Source organism: Candidatus Marinarcus aquaticus, assembly GCF_004116335.1.
GTDB classification, from domain to species: domain Bacteria; phylum Campylobacterota; class Campylobacteria; order Campylobacterales; family Arcobacteraceae; genus Marinarcus; species Marinarcus aquaticus.
The window spans coordinates 118561-145071 of the sequence record NZ_PDKN01000004.1 but is presented as its reverse complement, the minus strand read 5'-3'; the positions used below and the strand labels follow the sequence as shown (position 1 = coordinate 145071).

Genomic DNA, 26511 nt, shown 5'->3' with positions numbered 1-26511 from the left:
CTCCTTAAATAGTATACCCCCTATAGTATATTAAAATGGCTTGTTTTAGCTTAAGTGAGAACAAAAAGAGAACATTTAATCCTTTTTACATAAAAAAGAATCCTTTTAAAACAATATAGATATTGATAGTACTTATCAATTTGAATATAATCCATCTTTATAAAATTTCTTAGGACAATATATGAGTCAACAATCAGAACACAAACAAGGGCTTTGGGCCATTTTAAAACCAGTGATGTTTGAGATTACGATTGCTATGTTTTTAGCTGCATTTGGAGCTGTGAGTTTAATCGTTGCTTTGATACTTTTATCTTTTACATTAACCCATATTATGCAAGGAAGCCCTTTAGAGATATTGGGTGTAAAACTTGATTTTTTTAATACCATTGTAGTATTAGCCATTATGACTGTTATCGCTTTTGTATCAAGGTTTTATGGGTTTGTGGTCTCTCATTTGGGTGCTTTTAGATTAGAGCAGATACTGCGAACCAATCTAGCACAACATTTAGCAGAAGTTCCATTGGGATACATTATCTCTAATGGTTCAGGGGCATTAAAAAAAGTGATGCAAAATGATGTACGAGGACTTCATGCTTTTGTTGCAGACAGTACGCCGATGATAGCAAAAAGTATTGTCGCACCTTTTGTAACACTTATTGCACTTTTAATTATTGATTATCGCCTAGCACTTGCAAGTATTGCTGTTTTAATTCTTGGATGGATTACAATGGCATATGCAATGAGAGATTCAAAAGTGTTAAGACAAAAGTATGATCAAAGCCAAAGTGATATTAATAAAGCGGTCATAGAATTTGCGCAAGCCATGCCAGTAGTTCGTACTTTTGATGATGGAACAAGCTCATTTAAAAGGTACAATGATGCACTTGTGGCGTATAAAGAGAATTTAAGTAAATGGATGCAAATCAGTGCCGTTCCCGCAAAACTTGGAATGATAATATTAAGTCCTCTTCCCACTCTTATAATGGTTTTTATTACAGGAACAGTACTTCTTAATAGTGGTTCTTTAGAACTTTTTGCTTTTATATCAGCACTCTTTTTAAGTACGGGGATGGCCGATGCTATGATGCCAGTAATGTGGCTTCAAAATTTTATCAAAAAATCCCAAGCTTCGGCACTACGTATCCAAGAGGTTTTATCTGTACCTGCTCTTCCTATTTCCAAAGAACCAATGACTCCCAAAGGGTTTGATATAGAGTTTAAAAATGTATTTTTTAAATATGATGGGGTAGAAAATGATGCCTTAAAAGATATAAATTTGAAAGTCAAAGCAGGCAGTATCACAGCACTTGTGGGACCAAGCGGTGCAGGAAAAAGTACCGTCGCAAAATTGATTCCAAGGTTTTGGGATGTAAACAGTGGGGAGATACTCATAGGAGACGTCAATATAAAAAAGATTGCTCCTGATGTGTTGATGCAGACCGTCTCTTTTGTTTTTCAAGATACTTTTTTGTTTCAAGATACCATTTATAACAATATCCATATGGCAAATCCCAATGCCACAAAAGAAGAGGTCATACATGCAACCAAAGCGGCACAAATTCATGATTTTATAGAGAGTTTACCCAATGGATATGAGACTTTAGCTGGGGATCGAGGAGCAAACCTTTCTGGAGGACAAAAACAGCGTATAACCATTGCACGGGCACTTTTAAGAGATACTCCCATTGTGGTACTCGATGAAGCAACCGCTTTTGCTGATCCTGAGAATGAAGAAGAAATAGTAAAGGCTTTAGCGAACTTAACCATTAATAAAACAGTCATTATGATTGCTCATCGGCTTTCAACCATTAAAAATGCAGATCAAATAGTGGTTTTTGACCAAGGAAAAGTGAGTGAAATAGGTCAACATGAGACTTTGTTACAAAATGAAGGTATTTACAAAAAGTTGTGGAGTAATTATGAAAAAGCGAGCCAATGGAATTTAGAAAAAGGAAAAAGCCATGAATAATGAAAACATATCTTCATTTAAAGAGTCATATCGCATTACACTTAAAATCGCAGGGGAAAGCAGCTCTTTAGTTAAAAGAAGTTTTTTACATTTTATTCTTGCGTATATTTTTCAAGGGGTGGCATTTGCTTTTTTCTTTCCTCTTTTAAACAGCGTGTTTGCGAAAGAGTTTAATATAGAGAATACACTTTTTTGGCTTGGCACGATTGTGGTACTGAGTATCGTATCCTTTATATTCAGATGGTTGGGGTCAGGGTTTCAATACTCTGAAGATATTATTCAAATAACCCATGATATCCGAATGAAGTTAGGAGAAAAGATAAAAACAATGCCTCTTCAAAGTCTCTATAAATATAGAACCGGGGAGTTAAATGCTATTTTATCACAGAATGTAGATGATTCAATACTGCATATGGGCATCATTGCAGGAATGTTTTTTGAAGTGGCAATCGTACCTGTGGTATTAATTATAGCTACTTTTTTTATCGATCCCTCAATGGCCTTTGCCCTTCTCATTGCTCTTCCTGTAGCCATTCCTATTTATAGCTGGAGCAGAAAAAAGACAAAATGGGATAAAACAGAAGGTGCAAAAGCACATGCAACACTTGAAGCAGATACGGTTGAATATATACAAGGGTTACCGGTATTAAGAGCTGTGAACCAAGTAGGAGTTAATGCAAAAAACCTTCAAAAATCGATTGTTCACCTAAGAGAGGTGCAAAAAAAAGGTGTTTTTGCTTCAACCTTACCCATGATTATCATGAACACTTTAATAGAATTTGTCTTTTTATTGGTATTGGTTTTAGGAAGTTTATGGATAACGCAAGGAGAGTTTACAATAGGAGCATTGATTGCGCTGCTTATCATATTAGGACGATTGTCTGAACCTTTAGCAAACTTTTTAGCCATTGCAGGAGTATTGGATATTATGGAAGCCTCTTTTAAACATATTCAAACTCTTTTAAATATAAAAGAGTTTGTAATACAAAAACCAATACAAAGCGCAGAAAAATTTGACATTGAGTTTGAAAATGTCGCTTTTTCTTATGAAGGAACAGATCAAAAAGCTGTGAATAATCTCTCCGTACATATTCAAGACAAATCACTCACGGCAATTGTAGGGCCATCAGGGAGCGGAAAGACAACCTTGATAAAACTTATCATGAGATACGCCGACCCCCAAAAAGGCAGTGTAAAAATGGGTGGAGTTGATATACGAAGCATACCTCAAACAACACTGATGAGTTATATCTCTGTCGTATTTCAAGATGTCTATTTGTTTGATGACACTATTTTAAATAATATTCGAATGGGAAAACCAAATGCAAGTGATGATGAGGTATTACGTGCTTCTAAAGCAGCCTTTTGTCATGAGTTTGTTTCAAGACTTCCTTATGGGTATCAAACAAAAGTAGGAGAGATTGGAGGCAGTTTAAGTGGTGGAGAACGTCAACGTATCTCAATTGCACGTGCGATACTAAAAGATGCTCCTATTGTTATCCTTGATGAACCCACTTCGGCACTTGATACTCAAAGTGAAGTAGCCGTACAAAACGCTTTGGATGAACTCATTCAAAACAGAACCGTCATTGTAATAGCGCATCGACTCTCTACGATTGCTCATGCTGATAACATTGTAGTCATAGAAAATGGACAACTCAAAGAGAAAGGGACGCACCAACAGTTATTTGAAATAAAAGGGAAATATCATGCGATGTTCCAATCTCAACAAAGGGTCAAAGAGTGGAGTGTAAAAAGTGGTATTGAATGAAAAAAAAATTAACGATTAAGGAGTTTATTCTTTTAGTAAGTCTCTATACAAGTCAATATATTGGTTTTGCTTTTTTTGCAGAAGCATTTATCGGAATCTTACGACAAAATAATATGCCCTTAGAAAATTTGGGTTTGATTTATATGTTGGGACTGTTTTGGGTATTTCGGTTTTTATGGGCACCTTTTATAGATAAGAAAAAGTTTAAAATAGGGCACTATAAAGGTTGGATTATCATTTTTCAACTGCTCATGGCGTTTGTTCTTTTTCTCATAGCACAGTTTAGCCTTATAAATAATCTGCAAACCATTGTGTTATTAAGTGTGGCATTTGCATTTACAGCCGCTTCTCAAAGTATCGCTTTAGATGGATTTGTTTATAACAATATCTTTAAACGAGAGCGTTCGCTTGCAATGTCTATAAAAGTCGCAAGCAGTCTTTTAGGAATGATTTTAGGTGGTGGCGTGGGACTTGTGTTATATACATATTATGGATGGGAAATCACAATGACAATCATCTCTTTCATAATGATAGTTGCCCTTATTCAAATGATTTTTTATAAAGAAGTAAAGCCCAAAAAAGAGCAAAGTGCAACAGAGCTTGATTATAAGCAGTTTATTTCATTTTGGAAAGGGAAAAATAAAAAACAGTGGATGTTGCTTCTATTTTTATATCCTGCATCTATAAGTTCTGCCTATGGTCTTATGACTCCTATTTTAGTTGACCTTGGATGGAGCCTGGATAAGATTGGTTATGCGGTTCATATTGTCGGGTATAGCCTTGGAATGCTTGCTTCATTTAGTGCATCGTGGTTTATAAAAAAATATGGGAAAAGAAATGTGTTAATAGGAGCCTCTTTGGGGCAATGTATGAGTATATTGCTTTTATTGATTCTTTTTTATAATAATGAGACAGTAACAACCATTATTATTGTAGGAATAATATTCTCATTTTATACCCCTTCTATGGTCATAATGACAACTTTGATGATGGACAGGGCTTCTAAGAAAACACCTGCTGCACAGTTTGCAGCACAGCACAGTATCTATTCACTATCAGGAATTATTTTTGCAACATCAGCTGTTTCTTTTGCAGGTGTATTGGGGTATAGAAACATTGTTTTTATAGGTGCCATTGTTGGGCTTTTTGCCGCATTTGTTTCATATAAAATAGAGTTAGAAAAAGAGAAGGTAAAATAATGAAAGAGATAAAAATATTAATGGTGGTCAATGTCTTATGTATATCGGCAATGATGGCTTTTTTAGCTGTTGTTGGTCCTATTATAAGAGAGTTGCACCTACAAGAGTGGCATGCTGGATTAACCGTAGCAATTGCAGGGGTTTTATGGGTTGTATTGTCAAGATATTGGGGAAGAAAAAGTGATGTGATAGGCAGAAAACCTATTTTAGTAATAGCAGTAGCAGGAGTGGCCGTCTCCTATTTAGTCTTAGCAATTTTTATAGATAATGCTTTACTCTCTCCTCCTGCAGCGGTGGTTTCACTTTTTATATTGATTCTCACAAGAGGTGGAATAGGGGCATTTTATTCTGCTATTACTCCTGTATCAAATGCTTTGATTGCTGATCATGTTAAAAAAGAGAAACGCACCAGTTATATTGCAAAACTTGCTGCAAGCAGTGGAATAGGGATGGTTATAGGCCCCCCAATTGGAGGCTATCTTGCAAATTTTGGTTTAAGTGCTCCACTTTATACTTTTGCAATATTGCCATTATTGGCAACGGTTGCACTGTATATGATACTTCCTCATGAAAAACCCGTTACAACAGAAAAAACACCTGTTTTAAAAGTGTTTGATGAAAGATTACGGATACCCATGTTTGCTGCATTTATTACGATGTTTTCTATTGTAACGGCGCAGGTTTGTTTAGGATTTTATATCATCGATAAGTTTGAACTTGATTCGTTAAAAGCAGCAGAGATGACAGGGTATGTACTGGCTTGTGTGGGATTCTCTTTTATAGTTTCTCAAATAATAGTCTCTAAAAGTAGTATCAAAGCAACAAAACTTTTAAAGTATGGAGCATTTGTTGGGATGATTGGATATATTGTGGTGTTTATGATGGATTCTCAACTTATATTAACTTTTGGATTTTGTATCGGTGCCTTTGGTATGGGGATGCTTTTCCCTGCATATCAAACTTTAGCAGTCAACTTGGTAGATAAAAAAGAGCAAGGTGCATCTGCTGGTACAGTCAGTGCGGCACAAGGAGTAGGAATGATTATTGGACCATTGGTGAGTACAGTGGTGTATAAAATTGATCCAATTGCCCCTTTTATATTAGTAAGTATATTGTTTTTTATACTAGGAATATTTTCATTTAAATATGATGGGAAAGAGAGATGATTGAAGTTTTATTATTAGCAGTTGCTTTGAGCATGGATGCTTTTGCAGTATCTATTGGACTTGGAGTAAAACAAAAAAAAGATATCAAAGTTTTAGCTTTGAAAGCAGGACTGTTTTTTGGTATTTTTCAAGCAATTATGCCTCTTATTGGTTATTTGGGAGGAGTAGGTTTAAAACAATATATTGGCGGATATGATGTAATCATTGGATTTACCCTGCTTTTATTGATTGGTGCAAAAATGATTTACGAATCTTTTGGAGAAAATGTAGAAGATGAGATTTTGCTTATTTCCAATAAAGTACTGTTTACGCTCGCTATTGCAACCAGCATTGATGCAATGGCAGCAGGTTTTACGTTACATCTTTTTAGTTTAAATCCAATTGTAAGTGTTATCATTATAGGAATAGTAACGTTCTTTTTCAGCATATTGGGTGTCTATTTAGGAACGAAAGGGAGTGAAAAATTAGAGAGTAAGTCTGAAGTCATGGGTGGCGTCATTCTCATTATGATTGGATTTAAACTCTTATTGTTTACCTAAGATTGAAGGAGACACAACTTTTTACCACTCAAACTGAAAAGTTGTGTGTACGATTTTGTACTTCTCTTTAAGTTCATGATTGATTTTATGCAGGAGGTGCTCATAGTTTTCTAAAGAGTGTTCGTTGATTTTGACATGGGCAGTCATGTTGTACATGTCTTGTGTGATCTCCCAAATATGCACATCGTGCAATTCGATGACCTCTTCGTGTCGTTCAATAAAGGCTTTGACCTCTTCTAAATCTATAGGAGAACTCTCCATAAGTGTATTGATGGAGTGTCGTAATACATCAATGGCCCAACGTCCAATGACAAGTGCTACCATTACAGCTAAAATGACATCGATAAAATACCAAGAGGTGAAATGAATAACAATATACCCAATGATAATTGCAACCGATGAAAGCGCATCACTTAACATATGAATAAACGCCGAACGCAAGTTAATGTTTTGTTTGTCCCCTTGCATTAAAATCACACCCGTAATAATATTGACAACCAATCCAATGATAGCAACAATCATTGCTGTATTCACATCGATTTCTGAAGGGTTTAAGAAACGCTCCACTGCTTCATAAACAATCCAAACAATGGAAAGCACAATGGTAATTCCGTTGATAAATGCTGCTAATACTTCCGCACGGTAGTATCCAAAGGTTTTTTCTAAAGGGGCTTGTTTACTGGCAATGACAATCGCGATGAGTGAAATAATCAACGCAAATGAGTGTGTAAACATATGAATTGCATCGGAAACAAGTGCCAAAGAGTTGGATAAAAAGCCATAGAAAAACTCTAAAAACATGGTAATGAGCGTAATGCTCAAAGCCCATTTTAAAACCTTTTTGTCTGTTCCTCTGTGGTCGTGAGTGTGTCCATGTTCATGGTCGTGATGATGGTGGTGGTCATCTTCTTTTAAATAGGGTTGGTGGTCATTAAGACCAAATTTACAGTGTTGCATACTTACATACCTTTTATTTTCCAAATACTTTTATAATTTCTAATAAATTATCTATTTGTGCTTCTGCATCAGCAGAGTTGCTATTTTTAATTTTATCAATCATGTGTCCTTTTGCATAGTGCTCCACATATGAAGTAATCATACCACTGACGGCTCCTTTTATAGCGGTGAGTTGTCGTATGGTTTCATACGGGTCACTGTCTAAATGAAACTGTTCATCATTGAACTTACTTTTTAAAGAGTTCACTTGTCCTGCAATTCGATTGATACGATTTTGCAATTTTTTTCGCTCTACTTCACAACAATATGCCATATCTGTTCCTTATTATAGTATACCCCTATATAGTATATAAAGGTGACTTAAAAGACAATAAATTTTCAAGAATTGTTTGTACCAATTAAAATGGATTACAAGCAGTTAGTATGTTTAAAACAATGAGGTTATTTGAATCGATAACCTGTTCTGTGAATATTGATAATATAGTTTTGTCCCAGTTTTTTTCTTAAATCTCTTACAACACTTCTTAGGGCTGAAAGGCTCATAGAGTACTCTCCCCATACTTGGTACTCTATCTCTTCATAAGTAAATGTTTTATTTATATTGGAACACAACAGTTTTAATAAAGCAAACTCTTTTTTATTTAAATGAAAGGATTTGTTATATGCCGTTACGGAATTCTTTTCAAAATCAATGAAGATATGTTCATCCAGTTGAATTTGCGTTGAGGTGTGTTCCGTTTTTTTTAAAAAAGCATTAAAGCTGCCCAATAAATCCTCTTCTGTAACGGGTTTAATGATATATCGATCCACTCCTTTATGGATGGCATCAATTAATAAATCTGTGTCCGTATGAGCAGAAACAATAATCAAATAGGATTGACATAAACGTGCTTGCAGTTGTGTAATAAATTCAAATCCATCCATATAGGGCATTTTTAAATCAGTGATGATGATATCAGGCAGATGATTTTCATACTGTTCTAATCCCTCTAAGCCATTGGATGCAGTGTAGACATCTTTAAAAAAGAATTTTAACATGGAAGCAATATTATTGCGTATGATGTGTTCATCTTCAACCAATAAAATGGTTTTTGATTTTAAGGAAATCAATGGTTGCACAAGGAGTCTCCTTTTGGTACAGATATAATAAATACAGCACCTTTATCACTGTTTTTAACTTTGAGTGTACCTTTCATGTGTTTATGAATAATCTCTTTTGCAATGTATAGACCAATGCCTGTTCCATTGAGCTCTTTGGTGGTAAAATAGGGTTCAAAGATTCGATCAATGTATTCAAGTGAAATACCACCTGCATTATCATTGATTTCACAATGAACAGAGTGTTCATCTTTATAAATATGTATTTCAATACGTGGTTTTTGGATTTTTCTCTCCAGTAACACATCTTTTGCGTTAGAGATTATATTTAAAACGACTTGTGAAAACTCGTTGGCATAACCGTAAGCAATCATATCTTTAGAAGAGAACAGCTGTAAATTAATGTTGTGATGTTGTAAGGTGGCATTTAAAATCTTAATTGCATTACGACACTCTTTTTTAAGGTCAAAATAGCTTTTCTCTTTGTTGGGTTTAAAAAAGTTTCTAAAATCATCAATGGTTTGAGACATATATTTGAGTTGTTCATTGGCCTCTTGAATACGTTCTTCTAAAAATGTTGTATTCAATCCTTGATCCATTGCTGTCCACTTGATATTCATCATAATAGCACTGACTGCACTGATAGGTTGTCGCCATTGGTGTGCCACATTGCCTATCATCTCACCCAAAGCCGCAAGCTTGGATTGTTGAATCAATAACTTCTCTTTTTCTCGTTGTTTGCCCACCTCTTCTTGAACTTTATTATGTAAGGTTTTATTAAAATCATCCAACTCTTTGACTTTCAGTTCTAAGGTATGATTTAAGTTTGAAATCTCTTGTTCATCTTTTGCTTTTAAACGTTGATAAATGACAAAAGTGATGATGGTACCAATGGTGGCCAATATAAGAAAAATAATGGTCTGTTCTTTGTCTTTTTGCAATGTAGTGAGTTGTTCAAGCTCATCGGAGGTATCAAAATAGATGCTGATGGCTCCTCGTACATCGCCTATTTTATACCCTTGATGTGCATGACACTTTAAACAGTCAGGTTCTGTTTTTAAAGCTCCCATAAATTTAAAGACATCTTTTTCAATGGTCCAGTAGTATGGAACATCAGGGGTTTTATCAAATCTGTCGAGCATCTTTTTTTCATATTCATCGGGGGCATTGTTTTTATTGATGAGCTTATTACTGGTGATTTTTAATCGAAAACCAGCTCGTTTACTCGCAATCTCTGAGATTTGGCGTGTCATAAATGCAGGATTGACCCAAACCAGTCTCTCTCCTTTTTGCGATAAGATAAAATTTGGGTTTAAGTATGGATTGGGTTCTAACTCTTCAGATTTTATATATACGCCATCATATTGCGCATTCCAATGACGCATGTCTACAATGAGATTAAAAATTGTCACGGCTTTATTCTTTAAGTTTTCATACAACAAGTTCTCTTGTACTTTATAAGAATCTTTAATGGTTGTCCCAATTAAGATGAATAACAATAATAAAAAGAGGGTAAACATTGTGATGATTGATTTTTTGATATGAACTCCTATGATTCTATTATAAAATGTTCTGAACGCATCGTATTTTAAATTTTGTATAAAAAATATACAAACAAATTTGTTTTTCCTTACTTTTTCCTTACTCAATCCTTTACAATGAATTCATGAAAACACAGTTTCAATGCTGTGAAATAAAAAAGAAAAAGGAGCTTTTATGGCTTATATTGAACCCAATGAGTTTGCCACGAAAATGGTTGATGCTGGTGAACAAAAGGTATTTATGTCGACAAAAGACACATTAATCAGAGCTTATATGGCCGGTGCAATTTTAGCATTGGCTGCAGTTTTTGCAATCACCGTTGCAATGAAGTCAGGATCACCTATTTTAGGAGCGTGTCTGTTCCCTGTTGGTTTTATTATGTTGTATTTAATGAAATTTGACCTTTTAACAGGTGTGTTTACTCTTGTGCCTTTGGCATGGATTGATAAAAGACCGGGAGTCACCTTTGGACAAATCTTAAGAAATTGGGGATTGGTCGCATTGGGTAATTTTGGTGGTGCCTTTACTGTAGCAGTAATGATGGCATATGTCTTTACCTTTGGTTTTAATACCGATGGAGGTGCCATTGCTATAAAAGTTGCCAGTATCGGTGAAGCAAGAACACTGGGATATGCCTCATATGGAGTTGATGGATGGATTACCGTGTTTATTCGAGGGATGTTGTGTAACTGGATGGTCTCTATGGGAGTTGTTGGTGCAATGATTTCCACTTCTGTATCTGGGAAATGGCTTGCTATGTGGATGCCAATCATGCTCTTCTTTTTTATGGGGTTTGAACACTCAATTGTAAATATGTTTTTATTTCCTTTCTCGCTTATCATGGGTGGAGATTTTACCATCTCAGATTATATTTTATGGAATGAATTGCCTGTAGCACTTGGTAATATGGTTGGAGGTCTCTTTTTTGTTGGTTTGATGATTTATTATACTCATGTGAAAACAGGAGGAAAAAGAGTTTTGAAAAAAGCAGTTAAGAGTTCAGGTGCACAAAAAGTAGCATAAATAAAAAGAGAGTATTTCCATGCTCTCTTTTTATAGGGATAAAACATTATTTGAATGTTTTATTCATGTAAAAAACAGAGGTATTAAACAATCATGCAAAGCAGTTTACAAATTACATATGCAGCGTATTCCAACAAAGGGGTTAAAAATATCAATCAAGACTTTTGTGATATTTTTATTCCTAAAGAGCCTTTTCTTACGACCAAAGGAATTGCTCTTTGTATGGCAGATGGGATCAGCAGCAGCTCTGTCAGCCAAGAAGCCAGCCAAGTGAGTGTTCAATCTTTTTTGGAGGATTATTATTGCACCAGTGAAGCGTGGAGTGTGAAAAATTCTGTGATGAAAGTGATGCATGCAACCAATTCATGGTTGTATGCAAAAAACAGAGAGAACCAATACCATTATGAAAAAGACAGTGGATTTGTATGTACGTTCACTGGTTTGGTTTTAAAATCAACCACTGCACACCTTTTTCATGTTGGGGATATTCGTATTTATAGATTAAGAGGAAACAGTTTAGAGCAGTTAACCACAGACCATCGAACATGGATCAGCAAAGATAAAAGTTATTTGGCCAGAGCCATGGGGATTGATTCGGTTATTCACAGCGATTATGAAGCTTTTTCTTTGGAAAAAGGAGATGTTTTTTTACTTATGACCGATGGGGTCTATGAGTTTATAGAACTGAATGGTCTCATTGATATGTTACAAGCTTCTCAGGATGACTTCAATGACATTGCAAAAGAGATAATTCATAAAGCGATGCAAAATGGCAGTGATGATAACCTTACTTTGCAAATATTAAGAGTTGATAATTTGCCCAAGAAAGAGGCCAATGAGATTCAAAATGAGATTTATGAAAAACCCATACCTGAATTTTTAAATGAAGGAGACTTGTTTGATGGCTTTGAAGTTTTAAGTGTTTTACACACCAACAGTCGAAGTCATGTCTATTTGGTTAAAGAGATCCATTCTGCAGAGAAAATGGTGCTTAAAACACCTGCGCATACCAGAAGAGATGACATGGCATATTTAGAGAGTTTTCTGCTTGAAGATTGGATTGCCAAACGAATTGATAATAAACATGTTCTCAAAGCGTGTGAAATTGATCGACCTAAAAACTATCTTTATATTTTAACACACCATATAAAAGGGGAAACCTTGACTCAATGGATGCGAGATAACCCTAACCCTACATTGCAAGAAGTAAGAGGGATTGTGAGACAAATTGCCAAAGGTTTACAAGCATTTCATTCGCTAGAAATGGTGCATCAAGATTTGAGACCTGAAAATATTTTAATCAATAAAGATGGAGTGGTTACTCTCCTTGATTTTGGTTCAACCAAAGTAGAAGGGATCCTTGAAATTGACAGTTTTAATACGCAACATCATCTGCAAGGAACAGTTTTGTATTCAGCACCAGAGTACTTTTTAGAAGAGGAGGGAACGGCCAAATCGGACATCTTTTCATTGGCTGTTATCATTTATCAAATGTTGAGTGGTGATTTTCCTTATGGCACCAATGTAGCTAAATCAACAACCAAATCAGCACAAAACAGATTGAAATATCAACCTTTAATTTATAAAAACATCAAAGTACCGCAATGGTTTGAAGAGGCATTAAAAAAGGCCTTAAGTATTAATGTACACAATCGTTATGGTTTGCTCTCAGAGTTTATGCATGATTTGGAAAAACCCAATAAAAATTTGATTCATCATCGTAAGCCTGCAATCATGCAAAAAGACCCTGTGTTGTTTTGGCAAAGTCTGGCGATTTTATTGGGCTTAAGTCATCTGATTGTGTATTGGCTCAATCACGCTGCATAAAATTAAAAACATTGATAATCAAGATAAAAGGAAGAAGCATGAAAGAAAAACTAGTTGTTATTGGAAATGGAATGAGCGGTCTTCGAACCATTGAAGACCTTTTGGAGTTAGAGAGTACGAAGTATGATATCACAGTTTTTGGTGAAGAACCTCATGTAAACTATAACCGTATCATGCTCTCTTATATTTTATCAAAAGAGAAAAGCTTTGAAGATACGATTATTAACCATCCTAAATGGTATGAGCAAAATGGCATCACGCTTCACAAAGGCGATAAAATTGTTAATATCAATACCAATAATAAAACCGTTATCAGTGAAAGTGGAGAGGTGGTTTCGTATGACAAGCTTCTGATTGCTACGGGTTCGAAACCTTTTATTCCTAAAACGCAAGGAAGCAGTTTAAATAATGTGATTGCATTTAGAACCAAAGCAGACGTGGATGCTATTTTAAATACGATTGATGCAAGTAAAACAGCTGTGGTTGTGGGTGGTGGTCTCTTAGGACTTGAAGCGGCATACGGAGTTGCCATGCATAATATTAAAACCATTTTAGTGCACCGAAGTGGCTCAATCCTTTCTCAACAACTGGATTCTACAGGTGGTCGACTGCTTCAAAAGAATTTAGAGAAATATGGTATTGAGTTTAAGCTTGATACAACCATAGACTTAATTAATGGACACAGGGAAGTTGAAGAGGTTGTTTTCAGTGATGGTTCCAAAGTTGAATCCAATCTGGTGGTTTTTGCAACGGGGATTATTCCCAATACTTCTTTAGCACAAGAGGCCAATATTGCTTGCAATAAAGGTATTGTGGTGGATGATTTTTTACAAACAAGTTATGAAAATATTTATGCCATTGGAGAGTGTGTAGAGCACAATGGCAATACGTATGGTTTAGTGGCACCACTGTATGAACAAGCCAAAGTCTTAGCAAAGATTTTAGCGGGAAAAAAAACTGAAGGATACAGTGGTTCAACACTCTCAACACGACTTAAAATTTCAGGTGTGGATTTGTTCAGTGCAGGGGATTATTTGGGAGATGAAACCACTGAAGAGTTGATTTTATTGGATGAAAAAGTGGGTATTTATAAGAAGTTGGTCATCTATGAAAACAGAATCATCGGAATTGTTTTATATGGAGATACAGCAGATGCCTCATGGTACTTAAAACTTTTAAAAGAGCATACGAATATCTCTGATTTACGAACGAAGATTTTATTTGGAAAATCGGCATTGGGTGACAGTGGTCATGGTGGCAATGACGTTAATGCCATGAGTGATGATGAAGAGGTGTGCGGATGTAATGGAGTGTGTAAAGGCGACATTGTAAAGGCCATTAAAGATAAAGATTTAAAATCGCTCAATGAAGTTAAAGCGTGTACAAAAGCAGGCGCTTCATGTGGTTCTTGTTTAGGACTTGTTGAGCAGATTTTAGTGAATACTTTAGGAGATGAATACGACAGTCAACCTGAAGGTATTTGTGGTTGTACGACTCTAGGACATAAAGAGATTAAACAAAGCATCCTTGAAGGTGAGTTTGAAAATGTGTATGAAGTGTTTAAAAAACTCGATTGGAAAACGCAAGACGGGTGTGCAAAATGTCGACCAGCTGTGAACTACTATCTGCTTGTTAAATACAACGACGATAAATACACCAATGACAAACGAAGTGCCTTAATCAATGACCGAGTCTCTGCAAATATTCAAAAAGATGGTACGTATTCTGTGGTTCCAAGAATTTGGGGAGGTTTGACTTCTCCTAAAGAGTTACAAGACATTGCTCAAATTGCCGTCAAATATGATGTGCCTACAGTAAAATTCACAGGTGGTCAACGTCTTGATATGTTGGGCGTTAAAAAAGAGCAACTTGAACCCATGTGGAAGGATTTAAATGATTGTGGGTTTGTCTCAGGACAAGCCTATGCCAAAGGATTACGAACTGTTAAAACATGTGTAGGAAATCAATGGTGTCGATTTGGTACACAAGACTCGATGCAAATGGGAATTGATATAGAGAGACTCACTTGGGGAAGTTGGACACCTCACAAGTATAAAATTGCAGTATCTGGATGTCCAAGAAACTGTGCTGAAGCAACCATCAAAGATTTTGGAATCATTGGTGTGGATTCTGGTTGGGAGATACATGTTGCAGGAAATGGTGGTATCAAGGTGCGAGTAACCGATTTACTGTGTAAAGTAGAAACCGATGAAGAGCTCATAGAGTATGTTAAAGCCTTTATGCAGTTTTACAGAGAGGACGCGTATTATTTAGAGAGAACCGCACATTGGGTAGAGCGAGTAGGGTTACAATATGTTAAAGACACACTCTTTGATAAAGAAAAACTTGATTACTATGCACGACGATTTGAGGAGTCTCAAAAGAGTGCACAAGTAGACCCTTGGGCAAAATCAATTGATGAAGGTTTCACCAAAGAGTTTGATGCCATTGTGATTGATACAAAAGATCTACCAAATTATGAAAGTAAGGAGAACTGAGATGGGAACTTGGATTAAAATAATAGAAGTTGAAAACATTCCTTCAATGGGTGCGCGAAAAGTTGTGATTGCAAATGAAGAGATTGCACTCTTTAAAACACGAGATGAATTGATCTTTGCTGTGAAAAATGAGTGTCCACATAAAAAGGGACAACTCAGCGAAGGGTTGGTGCATGAACATATCATTACGTGTCCTTTACATAATTTGGATATCAATTTAGAAAATGGTGTTGCTTTAGAGGAGGGTGCGGGGTGTGTTAAGCCTTATGAAACAAAAATTGAAGAGGGAATGGTCTATATCCAGTTTTAAAGAAGAGCTTCTTTTTTTAAGAAGCTTATTCTTTAACTGCAAGCACTTCAGGTTCAGGTTTTCCGATATGATATCCTTGTAAATAATCCACACCTAAATCCAATAAAATCGATTCAATTTGTGCTGAGTGTACTTTTTCTGCAATGGTTTGAAGGTGTAATTCTTTGGCAAATGCAATGATGGTTTTAACCACTCGAAGTGAATCGTGTGAGACATCAATTTTTTCAATGAGTGAACTGTCAATTTTCAGATAATCGATGTTCATATTGATTAAATATGAGAAATTAGAGTAACCACTGCCAAAGTCATCAATAGCAATACGCACCTTGTATTTTTTCGCACGTGTAATAAAGTTGTTTAACACAATAAAGTCATTAATCTCTTCAGTTTCAAGCAGTTCAATGATCAAACGATCACCCAGTTCATATTGTTCGAGTAAACTGAAAAGTTTTCCTGTGGTTTGAGGGTTTTGTATATCATCAATTGAGTAGTTAATAGAAAACTCCAACTCTTTTCTTGTACTGAAATACTCGAAGGTCTTTTCTATCATGATTTGAGTGATGTTGGGATAAAGTTTCGCTTTTTTAGCCACTTCTAAAAACTCAAAAGGAACATGATAGTGCCCATCTTTTAAAACTCTTGCCAAACACTCATATTTTTTAATGTTTTCACTGCCTACAGCTTTAATGGGTTGAAAGACGGGCACAATGTTGTTTTGTTCAATCGCATCTTTGAGGTATTGTGTCCATTTGATGTGTTGTTCATATTCCTCTTGAAGCAAGATAGACTCTTTAAACAGACGCAAACTTTTTTTATGTTTTTTCGCATTTTTAAGAGCAATGGTGGCTTTCTCAATTCTTCGTTTTTCGGCAATAAATACAATTCCCATTGTCACTTGAATATAGATATTGATGTTTTTGTATTTAAACTCATGCTGTGAAATTTTAGTAATGAGGTCATTACACTCTTCAACGGTGGTATTATTTGTAAACAATAAGGCAAATTCATCCCCATAGAGTCGGTAAAGTTGAACTCCATCCAGTTGCTGTTTTTTTAAGAACTTTGCCAAATCTTTGATGATGAAATCGCCCACTTTAATACCGTAGAAGTTATTAAACTCTCTGAAGCTGTCAATACTCATAATGGCCAAAGGTGCTTTGGGATATTGAGGTAAGTCTTGTTGCAGTTTATTCATGTTGCCCAATGAGGTCAAGGAGTCATGATAGAGGTTCTCTAAAAGTTTCTCATAATAGTATTTAATGGTTGAAAGCAGTTTATTAAAAGAGGTCTGCAAGGTTTGAATCTCTTCGATATTGGTTTGTACATTGGCTTTTTTCTCTAAATTCTTCTCTTTGGTTAGCTCTTTGATGGTTTGGGTAAATCCCACAATAGGGCTGATGATTTTTTTATTGACCACCAAATAGAAAATATAAAAAAAGATTAAAATAAAAAGAATAAAAAAAGCAATGAACCAATAGGTCAGTTCATTGAGTGAAATTTTAATTTCACTTGGTGGATACGTAATATCTAACACCCCATTGATATCACCAACTTTGGTATTATAATGACAGGTGATACACTCTTGGTTCACGTGAATGGGATAGATGTATCGAATGGAGCCATCTTTTTCTACAATAAATTGTTCTTCACCTTGCATCGCTTTTTGGATGGCTTTATCATTTTTTACAACAATTGAATCCGCTTCATTCTTCCCTAAAATTTCTTCAACCAATGCACTTCTGTAGGAGTGAACGGTCAAGCCTTCTCGAATATGTTCCAAACGACTTAAAATGGATTTTAAATCCTCTTTAGCCCAGCCTTCTTGCATCTTGGTATTCATGATTTCAAAAATAAGTTCACTCGTTTTTTTAGCATCGTCTTGTGCCAATCGAGTCAATGCTGTTTGTTTGATATAAATACTTGAAACAAGGATAAGAATAATACTAACAGCTAAAAGCAGTGAGATGATACGAAATATCAGTTTTTGGTTTGAAATGAGATTTTTACTCAACGCGGACCCTTCTTCTTTTGTAGTGTTATATTAACATTATTTTTATAAAAGAGAATTGTGAGGTAAAGCCATAAAAGATTATTTTTTTGTAATGTTATTTTGTATAGCCTTTTGCTATAATACACTTCAAAGGAAGATGCTTGAAAGAATTAACACACTATTTTAATCAAAAAAACATACTTTTTAAAACCCTTGAAAAAGTTGAACCCAAAGCATTGGGCAGTCGAAAAAAAATTGATATTTATGCTGCCACAGGCATAGATAAAAACTATTATGCCATCTTTATTGTGGAAGCAAAGAGTCGATTTTTGAAAAAAAATGCGCAAGAGTTAATTGAGTTATGCGAGAAATTAGCCCATTTACAAGGGCATAATTTTAAACAAAAAATATTATTGATTGGCTCACCACTTTGTTCAAAGGCTAAAGTCTTTTTAGAGCAAAATCAGTGGCAAGTGGACGAGAAATATTAAAAGCAACCAGAAAACTAAAAATATTTAGTTTTCTAGCAAATACTTTAGAATGTCATTTTCAATTCAAACCAAATATTTCTACCTGGTTCATATATTCTTTCTTGAGCCATAAAAGTTGTGGCACTTGAAACATTTGAATTACTTAAGTGTTCCATATATGCTTTGTCAAATAAATTATCAACTCCCAAAGAGAGTGAAACATTTTTATTATATTTATAGCCACCATTGATAGAGAAAATTGAAGCACCGGGTGTTTCACCTTTATCAACACCGTTCATAACAATGCTCCCCGCTCCAACATCATATCTGTCTTGTTTTGAGATAAATCTTGCGAGAATTCCAGCTGAATATTTTCCATCATCATACATAACAGAGAGTTTACCTTCAAGTGGTGGTTGTTGTGCTAAAGGTTTATCATCTGTGTCATTTTTCCCCACCACATGGGTTAATGATCCTACGATTTTATAGTCATTTGATATTTTATAACTTGCACTTAATTCACCACCATAAATGGTTGCATCAATATTATATACACTTGTATATGTTGTGGTGCCCATGCCATAAGGAACCGTCATTTGATTTCCATTTTCATCAAACCATCGGTTTAAAATATAGTCATTGACTTTACTATAAAACATAGAAATGGATGTTGTGAAATCACCCGTTGCCCAACTGGCTCCAATATCAATTTGATTTGTTTTTTCTGGTTCAGGCGTATCTTGTGAAGTGATGGCGTTTGGATCTGTTTTGTTTGCATTGGTGATGCCTTCAAGGTTATATTTTGTTCTTTCCCAATAATCAGCAAATCGTTCTGCATGTCCAAATCCAATATAGGTATTCAATCCATACTCTGGAATATCTTTTTCATATCTTATAAATCCACTTGTTAAAGTATCTTTTTCTGTTTGATTATAATTGGGATTATTATAAATCAGCATTCCCAATTTTGTTCTTTTATCTGTTACTTCATGTTTGTCCAGTCTGATTCCAGCAATGATTCTATTATCTTCATTGATATCAATGGTGGACTCATTAAAAAAGCCCATTTGTGAAAAGTCAAAATCAGTTTGTCTTGATGCAGAAAACATGGCACTGTCTGCTAAAGAAGCAGATGTTTTCATCATAGCACTTCTTGCTCTGTGTTCATCTTTTTTAAAATCAACACCTGATATATTGGTTAATAAAAGAGAAGGGATGGCAGTCGTAACTTTGAGATTTCCTCCAACAGTGATTCTATCGGGATTCATAGCGGTATATGCTTTTTTCCCTGTCATCGCACTGATAGAAGGGTCTCTTAATGTATAATTGTCCATGATATGGTCAACATAGTTTCTATAAACTTGCATTTCAACTTTTTCTACATTGTTTGTTAAATTATATTTTATGAATTTGAGTGCAACATTCTCTCTGAGTAACTTCGATGCATCCATCGTTCTATCCGCATATTTGGCTTCACCGTCACCTTTTGAACCTGAGATTTCAAATGTAGTATCATCTGAAGGGGTATATCCTAAAGTAAGGCTTGTATTCCATCTTGTGTATTCTGAATCTACAACATCCCCGTTACCATCTTTATAATCATTTGAATGTGAACGTGTTCCTATTAATTGAACATATCCTAACGGTTCTCCGCCACTAAAATCAATAAATTGATCACTTCTCCCAAAACTTCCTTGTTTAAAAGAAGAGTATATATCATAATCGGGAGTCGGATAATATTTGGGATTTTTTTTAAATTCAACTACCCCAGCAGAAAACCCAGAACCTACCAATACCGTTTGAGGACCTTTGGTAATAACGACACTGTCATAAGTCTCAGGGAAAATATATGCTGTAGGTGGATCCATTCTCCCTCCACATCCCCCATATATCTCTTGACCGTCAGAAAATATTCCAAGTTTAGAACCAGACATTCCTCTTAATATTGGATCACCATCTGTTCCACCTTTTCTTTTAACAGAAAAACCGGGTATATTTTTCAAAAAATCCGCCCCATCACTCGCAGGAATAGGTTGAATCGGGTTTTTAGGATCCGCTATTACTTTTAATGGATTTTCAGATTCCACAATAGAGACAACTTGTATTTTTTCTAAAACAGTCGTCTCTTTACTTTCAGCAGTTTTCTCTTGGGCTAAGAGTAAACTTGCACATAAAGATAAACATAAAATAATCCTCTTCTTCTTCACAAATACTTCCTTCTTTAAAAATTTAAGTGATATTAGAAAAGAGCTGTTAATTTTCTGTTAATTTATTTAAAAAATACAATGAACCATACAAGGCAAACATTAAAACAAATCAGTTATAATTAACAGCAAAAGAGATATTGAACTATCTCCAAACTATTCTAAAGAAGCAGTCAATAATGATTTTATGTGATATTGGAAACAGCACATTCCATTTTTATATCAATGAAAAAGAGCGAAAGTTTTTTTTACACGAAGAGCTTCCCAGCTTAAATGAAACCATCTGTTTTATCAGTGTGAACGATAAAGCTACCGCAAAACTTTTAAGCCGTTATCCCAATGCCATAAATTTAGAGCATTATGTAAAGTTTGAAACGCAATATGTGGGCATGGGCATTGACAGAAAAGTGGCTTGTTTAGGCTTACGTGATGGTGTGATTGTAGATGCAGGCAGTGCCATTACGGTTGATGTGATGAAAGAGGGAACACATCAAGGGGGATTTATCTTGCCTGGTATTCGAAAACTGAAAGAGACCTACGCCCAAATCTCCCCCAAACTTGATTTTGATTTGGCTCTAAAGCAAAACTTCGATAAAATACCACAAAATACAAAAGACGCTATTTCTTACTCAATTTTAAAAGCGATCGTGTTACCTATACAAGAAATCGCTCACAATCAAACTGTCGTGTTAACGGGTGGAGATGCTTCACTTTTACATGAATACATACAAAACAGTACGTGCAAAAATGAGTTAATATTTGAGAACATGAAAGGGATTATAGATGCTAACAGTTGCATTGCCTAAAGGAAGAATTGCTGAACAAACGTTAGAGAAGTTTGAGAAAGCATTTGGTGAAAAGTTTATCTTTGAAGACAGAAAACTGATTTTAAAAAAAGCAGGATTTACTTTTTTAAATGTACGAAACCAAGACGTGCCAACATATGTGATGTATGGTGCAGCAGATTTAGGTGTGGTTGGGCTTGATGTTTTAGAAGAGAAAGAGTACGACTTGATTAAACTTTTAGATTTACAATTGGGACAATGTAAAGTGGCCATAGGTCTAAAAGCGGGAGAAGAGCTGGATTGGACTAAGAGTCAAATCAAAGTCGCAACCAAACATGAGAAGATTGCAAAAAAATATTTTGAACAAAAAGCGATGGCCGTGGAAGTGATTAAACTCTATGGTTCAATTGAACTTGCACCATTGGTGGGGTTAAGTGATTGTATCGTGGATATTGTTGAAACAGGTACCACCATGAAACAAAATGGACTGGAAGTGGGACCAACCATTATGGAGAGTTCGGTGTATCTTATTTCTAATAAAAACTCTTTTTATTCTAAAAAAGATACCATTTTAGACCTAAGAGAAAAAATAGAAGCCACACTCTAATGGGTCTGAATCTCTACGCCAAAGTTGAATCGTACTTAGACTTTGAAGAGGAAGTACGACAGCTTCATAAAGCCTTCTTAGGGCTTTTGTATGAACGACAACCTCAAAGTGTGATTGACATTGGTTGTGGTCAAGGGGCATTTTTACAACACCTACAAACAAACGGTGTAAAAGCCTTTGGGATTGACTTAAGCAGTGAACAAATCAAAGTTTGTCAAGCCAAAGGACTAGCTGCACAGTGCCTTTCTTTGGAAGAAGTTTCTCAAACTTTTGATTGTGCCACAGCTATTTTCGATGTGATCAATTATATCCCGAAACAACATCTCAAAATATTTTTTGAACAAAGCTATCTTGTTTTGAATCAAGGCGGAACATTCGTTTTTGATGTAAACTCTCTTTTTGGATTTCAAGAAGTCGCTCAAGGCAGTTTGAACATCAATTTGGATGATAAATTTATTGCCATTGATGCCCTTTTTGAACAGAACATATTACGAACAGATATTACGCTTTTCTCTTTGCAAAAAAGTGGACTTTATTCAAAAGAGCAAGATTTTATAGAACAGTATTATCACACCACTAAAGAGCTTAAAACACTGCTTGAAAGTGTCGGTTTTGCAGTGGAGTCGGTTGTCAATTTTAACTTGCATGGCTATGAGGAGAGTGATAAATTAATATTTGTTTGTAAAAAATCCTAAAAGGAGTTTTTATGAACTACCCCTCATTTTATGATGAGATACCCACCATCACCCTTCAAGATGCTTTATCAGAGTTTTTAGGTGCCTTTGAAGAGGGCATCATCGAGTTTTCTTATTTAGATATTGTTAAAAGTGCAGGGCACTCTTGTCCGACTGTATTGGGTGCTTATTTGATGACACAACAAGCACTTAAAAGACTCTATAATAATGAAATCCCTAAACGAGGTGAAATTAAAGTTGCTTTTAAAGAGGATGCTAATGAAGGTGTTGCAGGCGTTATAGCCAATGTTATTCAACACATCACTGGTGCTACGCAACTCAACGGTTTTAAAGGTATTGCGGGTCATTATGACCGACGACATTTGATGTCATTTAATGCCAATATCTCTTCAATGGCTCGATTTACAAGACGTGATACCAATAAAAGTGTGGAGGTAATGTACGTGCCCTCTAAAGTATTGCCTCACGAAAGCATGTCTGAATTAATGCAAAAATGCATTGCACATCAAGCCACCAAAGTTGAAGAAAAAAGATTTGGTGAACTGTGGCAAAAAAGAGTAGAAATGATTTCTCAAAGAGTGGATGAGGTCATTGAAGTTTTTGAATCGTAGCATTTAACGATACGGTGTGTACTTCTTATACACCGTTTTTTTAATAAGTAAAAAAAAATTGACTAATTTGTCTCTTTTTTTTATACAAAGAATTTTTTAAACGCTTTGGTCATAGTAAAAGTGGATATATCTCTTATTTTTAAGTTATTACAATAACTTATAATCGGGCTAAATTATGTAAAAAAAATTTCAAAAATAACTTTTTAAATGATAAAGAATGTGACATTAATCCGTTAAAATTTCCCCTTTGTATGAGGAGAGAGAATGAAGTCACTAAAGACGAAAATGTTATTGTTAACCGTTATTCCACTTTTTTGTGGGATAGGTATTATGTCTATTCTAAGTTATGTAAAAACCAGTTCAATGTTGAGTAATACACTTGTTGAATTTGAAAATGCAATCATTCAAGAAAAACAGTCTTTGATTCGAAATGAGTTGATTGTTGCTCAATCTCTTATAGAAACCACCCTTAAAAACAATACCAATAAAGAGGCTGCAAAAGCAGAAGTGATTCGATTGTTAAGTGGTCTGCGATATTTAAAAGATAAAAGTGGATACTTTTTTGCATATGAAGAGAAATCAGATGGTTTTTATTTTGGTTTTCATGGAACCAAACCTCAGTTAAATGATCAAAAAACGGACATCAACCAACCCGATATCAAAGGGTATGCATTTCGACAAGATTTGATTAAAAATGCGCAAGAAGAGAAGTATGTAAAATACTACTATAAGCGACCAAATAGTGATTTAATTATTCCTAAAATTGCATCGTCTGTTTATATTCCCGAATTAAACTGGGTATTGGTTACGGGTATTTATGTGGACAACATTGAAAAACAGATGAATTTGATTAAGGATGAAATTAACAGCCAAATCAATGAGTCTTTACTCATTGCATTTATCTCAACAGCAGTGTTGATTATTGTGACCACACTGATGGTGCTTCCATTGGTTAAACGCGTTATCATTGACCCTATTTTTGAATTCCAAACAGGCTTAAAAGGCTTCTTTAAATATCTTAATAAAACATCCGACAGTGTGAAACCCATTCAGTTATCAACTCAAGATGAGTTAGGTCGAATGGCCGCAGCAGTGAATGAAAATATTGTATTGGTTCAAAAAAATTTAGATGAAGATGCCAAATTGATTAACACCACTATTGACGTACTGGGTAAATTTCAAGAAGGAGATTTATCACAACGATTGAATGTGCAAGTAAGTAACCCCTCACTTGTTAAACTGCAATCCGTGTTAAACAATATGGCACAAAACCTTGAAGAGAATATTGACAATGTATTGGTGGTTTTAGAAAAATATACGAAATATGATTATCGACCTAAAGTCAATATCGTTGGTCTTCAAAAGCATCTTTTAAAATTGGCGCAAAGCGTGAACAATTTGGGCGAGTCAACGACTCAAATGCTCATCCACGATAAAAAGAATGGATTGGCTTTAGAAAAAAGTTCCGCATCCTTGTTAAGCAACGTGGATAATCTCAATGAAAGTGCCAATGAGGCGGCATCAAGTTTAGAAGAAACAGCAGCAGCACTGGAGCAAATGACAGCCAATATCAGAAGCAATACACAAAATATTGCAGAAATGGCAAACTTAGCAAATGAAGTCACAAGCTCTGCAAACAGTGGTGCACGACTGGCAAATGAAACCACAACGGCAATGGAAAACATAGATGAACAAGTTATAGCAATTAATGAAGCCATTACAGTGATTGACCAAATCGCATTTCAAACCAATATCCTATCTCTGAATGCAGCCGTTGAAGCAGCCACTGCAGGTGAAGCAGGTAAAGGCTTTGCTGTGGTTGCACAAGAGGTGAGAAACTTGGCTTCACGAAGTGCAGAAGCCGCTAAAGAGATAAAAAACATGGTTGAAAATGCAACCAATAAAGCCAATCAAGGTAAAAATATAGCTGAAGAGATGATTGATGGATATAAACACTTGAATGAACGTATCTCTCACACCATTGAGTTGATTAAAGATGTGGAGAATTCAAGTAAAGAGCAGTTATCAGGAATTGAACAAATCAATTCAGCAGTTTCACAACTTGATCTTCAAACGCAAGAGAATGCAGCCATTGCATCAGGAACCAAAGAGATTGCAATGTCAACCGATGAGATGGCAAAACTGATTGTTTATCATGCCAACAAAAAAGAGTTTGATGGCAAAGATGAGATAAAATCTGAAGAGGAGTAAGGCTTAATAATTTAAGCCGACTACTTCTCGGATTTGCTCCATTTTTGCTTGCGCAATTTTACGTGCTTTGTTTGCACCGTGAGCTAAAATCTCTCGTACTTCATCTTTGTGATTTAAGTAGTACTCTCTTTTTTCACTATAAGGACTGAAGTGATCATTGATTTTATCTAACAGTGCGAGTTTAAAGTGACCATACCCTTCGCCCGGTGTGGCATATCTTTTTTGCATTTGGGTTAATTCATCTTGATTCATAAAGAGTTCACACAGTTTATAGACATTACACGAGATATAATCTTTGGCTTCTTCAAGTGGCGTAGAGTCTGTTACAATCCCCATGACCTGCTTTTTCACTTTTTTAGCTGTTCCAAACATATCAATGGTGTTTCCATAGGATTTGGACATTTTTGCGCCATCGGTACCAGGTACGGTTTGCAACACTTCATCCACTTTGGCTTCTGGCATGGTAAAAATTTCACCATAGACATTGTTAAAGCTGGTGGCAATGTCTCGTGTCATCTCGACGTGCTGGATTTGATCTTTCCCAACAGGCACAATATTTGAATCATAGAGTAAAATGTCTGCAGCCATCAATACAGGGTATGAAAACAAGCCATGATTGGCTTGAATGCCTTTAGCTGTTTTATCTTTGTATGAGTGGGCTCGTTCAAGAAGTCCCATAGAGGTGTGATTTGAGAGGATCCAATAAAGCTCTAATACCTCTTTGACATCGTGTTGTACCCAAAATGTTGATTTCTCTGGGTCCATTCCCAATGCTAAAAAGTTAATAGCCGCTTCCATGATGTTGTTTTCTAATGCTTCTTTATCTTTCAATGAAGTCATGGCGTGATATGAAGCAATAAATGCAAACAACTCTCCGTCATCTTGTGATTCAATCATTTTTTTAATCATTCCAAAATAATTACCAATGTGAATCGTTCCAGATGGTTGAATACCTGATAAAATTCTCAAAATACATTCCTCAAAATTTTTTGAGTATTATATCGAAATTAGTTAAAGATAAGCAAAGCCTTAGTTTGGG

General features: G+C 35.4%; 22 protein-coding genes. 15 read left to right on the top strand and 7 right to left on the bottom strand.

What is annotated here, in order from left to right; translation table 11 throughout:
* Positions 1-181: 181 nt before the first annotated feature.
* The 5 genes from CRV04_RS07490 to CRV04_RS07470 are packed head-to-tail and all read left to right on the top strand — an operon-like array spanning position 182 to position 6644.
* Positions 182-1969 (top strand): ABC transporter ATP-binding protein, encoded by a 1788-nt coding sequence (locus CRV04_RS07490; RefSeq protein WP_128996217.1) that lies wholly within the window; start codon positions 182-184, stop codon positions 1967-1969.
* Positions 1962-3740: an ABC transporter ATP-binding protein gene (locus tag CRV04_RS07485; protein ID WP_128996216.1), complete on the top strand. Its 1779-nt coding sequence runs from the start codon at positions 1962-1964 to the stop codon at positions 3738-3740. The genes CRV04_RS07490 and CRV04_RS07485 overlap by 8 nt, the downstream gene beginning before the upstream one ends.
* On the top strand, positions 3737-4939 hold the full coding sequence (locus CRV04_RS07480) for an MFS transporter (RefSeq protein ID WP_128996215.1): 1203 nt from the start codon (positions 3737-3739) through the stop codon (positions 4937-4939). Before CRV04_RS07485 ends, CRV04_RS07480 begins: the two co-directional genes overlap by 4 nt.
* Positions 4939-6105 (top strand): MFS transporter, encoded by a 1167-nt coding sequence (locus CRV04_RS07475; protein ID WP_128996214.1) that lies wholly within the window; start codon positions 4939-4941, stop codon positions 6103-6105. The genes CRV04_RS07480 and CRV04_RS07475 overlap by 1 nt, the downstream gene beginning before the upstream one ends.
* Positions 6102-6644, top strand: coding sequence for a manganese efflux pump MntP (locus tag CRV04_RS07470; protein ID WP_128996213.1), 543 nt, complete (start codon positions 6102-6104; stop codon positions 6642-6644). The genes CRV04_RS07475 and CRV04_RS07470 overlap by 4 nt, the downstream gene beginning before the upstream one ends.
* A gap of 21 nt (positions 6645-6665) precedes the next feature.
* Here the strand turns inward: CRV04_RS07470 and CRV04_RS07465 are convergent, their stop codons facing one another.
* The 4 genes from CRV04_RS07465 to CRV04_RS07450 form a co-directional block, all read right to left on the bottom strand.
* Positions 6666-7601: a cation diffusion facilitator family transporter gene (locus CRV04_RS07465; RefSeq protein ID WP_128996212.1), complete on the bottom strand. Its 936-nt coding sequence runs from the start codon at positions 7599-7601 to the stop codon at positions 6666-6668.
* A gap of 13 nt (positions 7602-7614) precedes the next feature.
* Positions 7615-7914 carry a metal/formaldehyde-sensitive transcriptional repressor gene (locus CRV04_RS07460; RefSeq protein WP_128996211.1) on the bottom strand — a complete coding sequence of 100 codons (300 nt, stop codon included), beginning with the start codon at positions 7912-7914 and terminating at the stop codon, positions 7615-7617.
* 128 nt (positions 7915-8042) lie between these two features.
* Positions 8043-8720 carry a response regulator transcription factor gene (locus CRV04_RS07455; protein ID WP_128996210.1) on the bottom strand — a complete coding sequence of 226 codons (678 nt, stop codon included), beginning with the start codon at positions 8718-8720 and terminating at the stop codon, positions 8043-8045.
* The gene (locus tag CRV04_RS07450) at positions 8708-10219 is read right to left on the bottom strand and encodes an ATP-binding protein (protein WP_128996209.1); all 1512 of its coding nucleotides are present in this window, start codon (positions 10217-10219) and stop codon (positions 8708-8710) included. Before CRV04_RS07450 ends, CRV04_RS07455 begins: the two co-directional genes overlap by 13 nt.
* Before the next feature lie 196 nt (positions 10220-10415).
* Here CRV04_RS07450 and CRV04_RS07445 point away from each other — a divergent pair, with 196 nt between their 5' ends.
* The 4 genes from CRV04_RS07445 to nirD all read left to right on the top strand — a co-directional run bounded on the left by CRV04_RS07445 (position 10416) and on the right by nirD (position 15899).
* Complete coding sequence (locus CRV04_RS07445) at positions 10416-11264, top strand: formate/nitrite transporter family protein (protein WP_128996208.1); 849 nt, start codon at positions 10416-10418, stop codon at positions 11262-11264.
* A 93-nt stretch (positions 11265-11357) separates the two neighbouring features.
* Complete coding sequence (locus CRV04_RS07440; RefSeq protein WP_128996207.1) at positions 11358-13091, top strand: bifunctional protein-serine/threonine kinase/phosphatase; 1734 nt, start codon at positions 11358-11360, stop codon at positions 13089-13091.
* 38 nt (positions 13092-13129) lie between these two features.
* Positions 13130-15589, top strand: a complete 2460-nt coding sequence (gene nirB / locus CRV04_RS07435) for a nitrite reductase large subunit NirB (protein WP_128996206.1) — start codon at positions 13130-13132, stop codon at positions 15587-15589.
* 1 nt (position 15590) lies between these two features.
* Positions 15591-15899 carry a nitrite reductase small subunit NirD gene (gene nirD, locus CRV04_RS07430; protein WP_164969134.1) on the top strand — a complete coding sequence of 103 codons (309 nt, stop codon included), beginning with the start codon at positions 15591-15593 and terminating at the stop codon, positions 15897-15899.
* Between the two features lie 25 nt (positions 15900-15924).
* On the opposite strand, the gene CRV04_RS07425 is transcribed toward nirD, so the two are convergent.
* Positions 15925-17910 carry an EAL domain-containing protein gene (locus tag CRV04_RS07425; RefSeq protein ID WP_128996204.1) on the bottom strand — a complete coding sequence of 662 codons (1986 nt, stop codon included), beginning with the start codon at positions 17908-17910 and terminating at the stop codon, positions 15925-15927.
* Between the two features lie 140 nt (positions 17911-18050).
* Between CRV04_RS07425 and CRV04_RS07420 the strand changes: the two genes are divergently transcribed.
* Entirely contained in the window at positions 18051-18380 is a 330-nt protein-coding gene (locus tag CRV04_RS07420) for a hypothetical protein (RefSeq protein ID WP_128996203.1), read from the top strand.
* 44 nt (positions 18381-18424) lie between these two features.
* Here CRV04_RS07420 and CRV04_RS07415 read toward each other — a convergent pair whose 3' ends face one another.
* Positions 18425-20566: a TonB-dependent copper receptor gene (locus CRV04_RS07415; RefSeq protein ID WP_128996202.1), complete on the bottom strand. Its 2142-nt coding sequence runs from the start codon at positions 20564-20566 to the stop codon at positions 18425-18427.
* Between the two features lie 176 nt (positions 20567-20742).
* Here CRV04_RS07415 and CRV04_RS07410 point away from each other — a divergent pair, with 176 nt between their 5' ends.
* The 5 genes from CRV04_RS07410 to CRV04_RS07390 all read left to right on the top strand — a co-directional run bounded on the left by CRV04_RS07410 (position 20743) and on the right by CRV04_RS07390 (position 25472).
* On the top strand, positions 20743-21369 hold the full coding sequence (locus CRV04_RS07410; RefSeq protein ID WP_128996201.1) for a type III pantothenate kinase: 627 nt from the start codon (positions 20743-20745) through the stop codon (positions 21367-21369).
* Positions 21347-21955 carry an ATP phosphoribosyltransferase gene (gene hisG, locus CRV04_RS07405; RefSeq protein WP_128996200.1) on the top strand — a complete coding sequence of 203 codons (609 nt, stop codon included), beginning with the start codon at positions 21347-21349 and terminating at the stop codon, positions 21953-21955. The genes CRV04_RS07410 and hisG overlap by 23 nt, the downstream gene beginning before the upstream one ends.
* The gene (locus tag CRV04_RS07400) at positions 21955-22650 is read left to right on the top strand and encodes a class I SAM-dependent DNA methyltransferase (RefSeq protein ID WP_128996199.1); all 696 of its coding nucleotides are present in this window, start codon (positions 21955-21957) and stop codon (positions 22648-22650) included. Before hisG ends, CRV04_RS07400 begins: the two co-directional genes overlap by 1 nt.
* Positions 22651-22661: 11 nt before the next feature.
* On the top strand, positions 22662-23261 hold the full coding sequence (locus CRV04_RS07395; protein ID WP_128996198.1) for an FmdE family protein: 600 nt from the start codon (positions 22662-22664) through the stop codon (positions 23259-23261).
* Positions 23262-23525: 264 nt separating this feature from the next.
* Positions 23526-25472 (top strand): methyl-accepting chemotaxis protein, encoded by a 1947-nt coding sequence (locus tag CRV04_RS07390; protein ID WP_228126509.1) that lies wholly within the window; start codon positions 23526-23528, stop codon positions 25470-25472.
* Between the two features lie 3 nt (positions 25473-25475).
* Here CRV04_RS07390 and trpS read toward each other — a convergent pair whose 3' ends face one another.
* Positions 25476-26441, bottom strand: a complete 966-nt coding sequence (gene trpS, locus CRV04_RS07385; RefSeq protein ID WP_128996197.1) for a tryptophan--tRNA ligase — start codon at positions 26439-26441, stop codon at positions 25476-25478.
* Positions 26442-26511 lie beyond the last annotated feature (70 nt).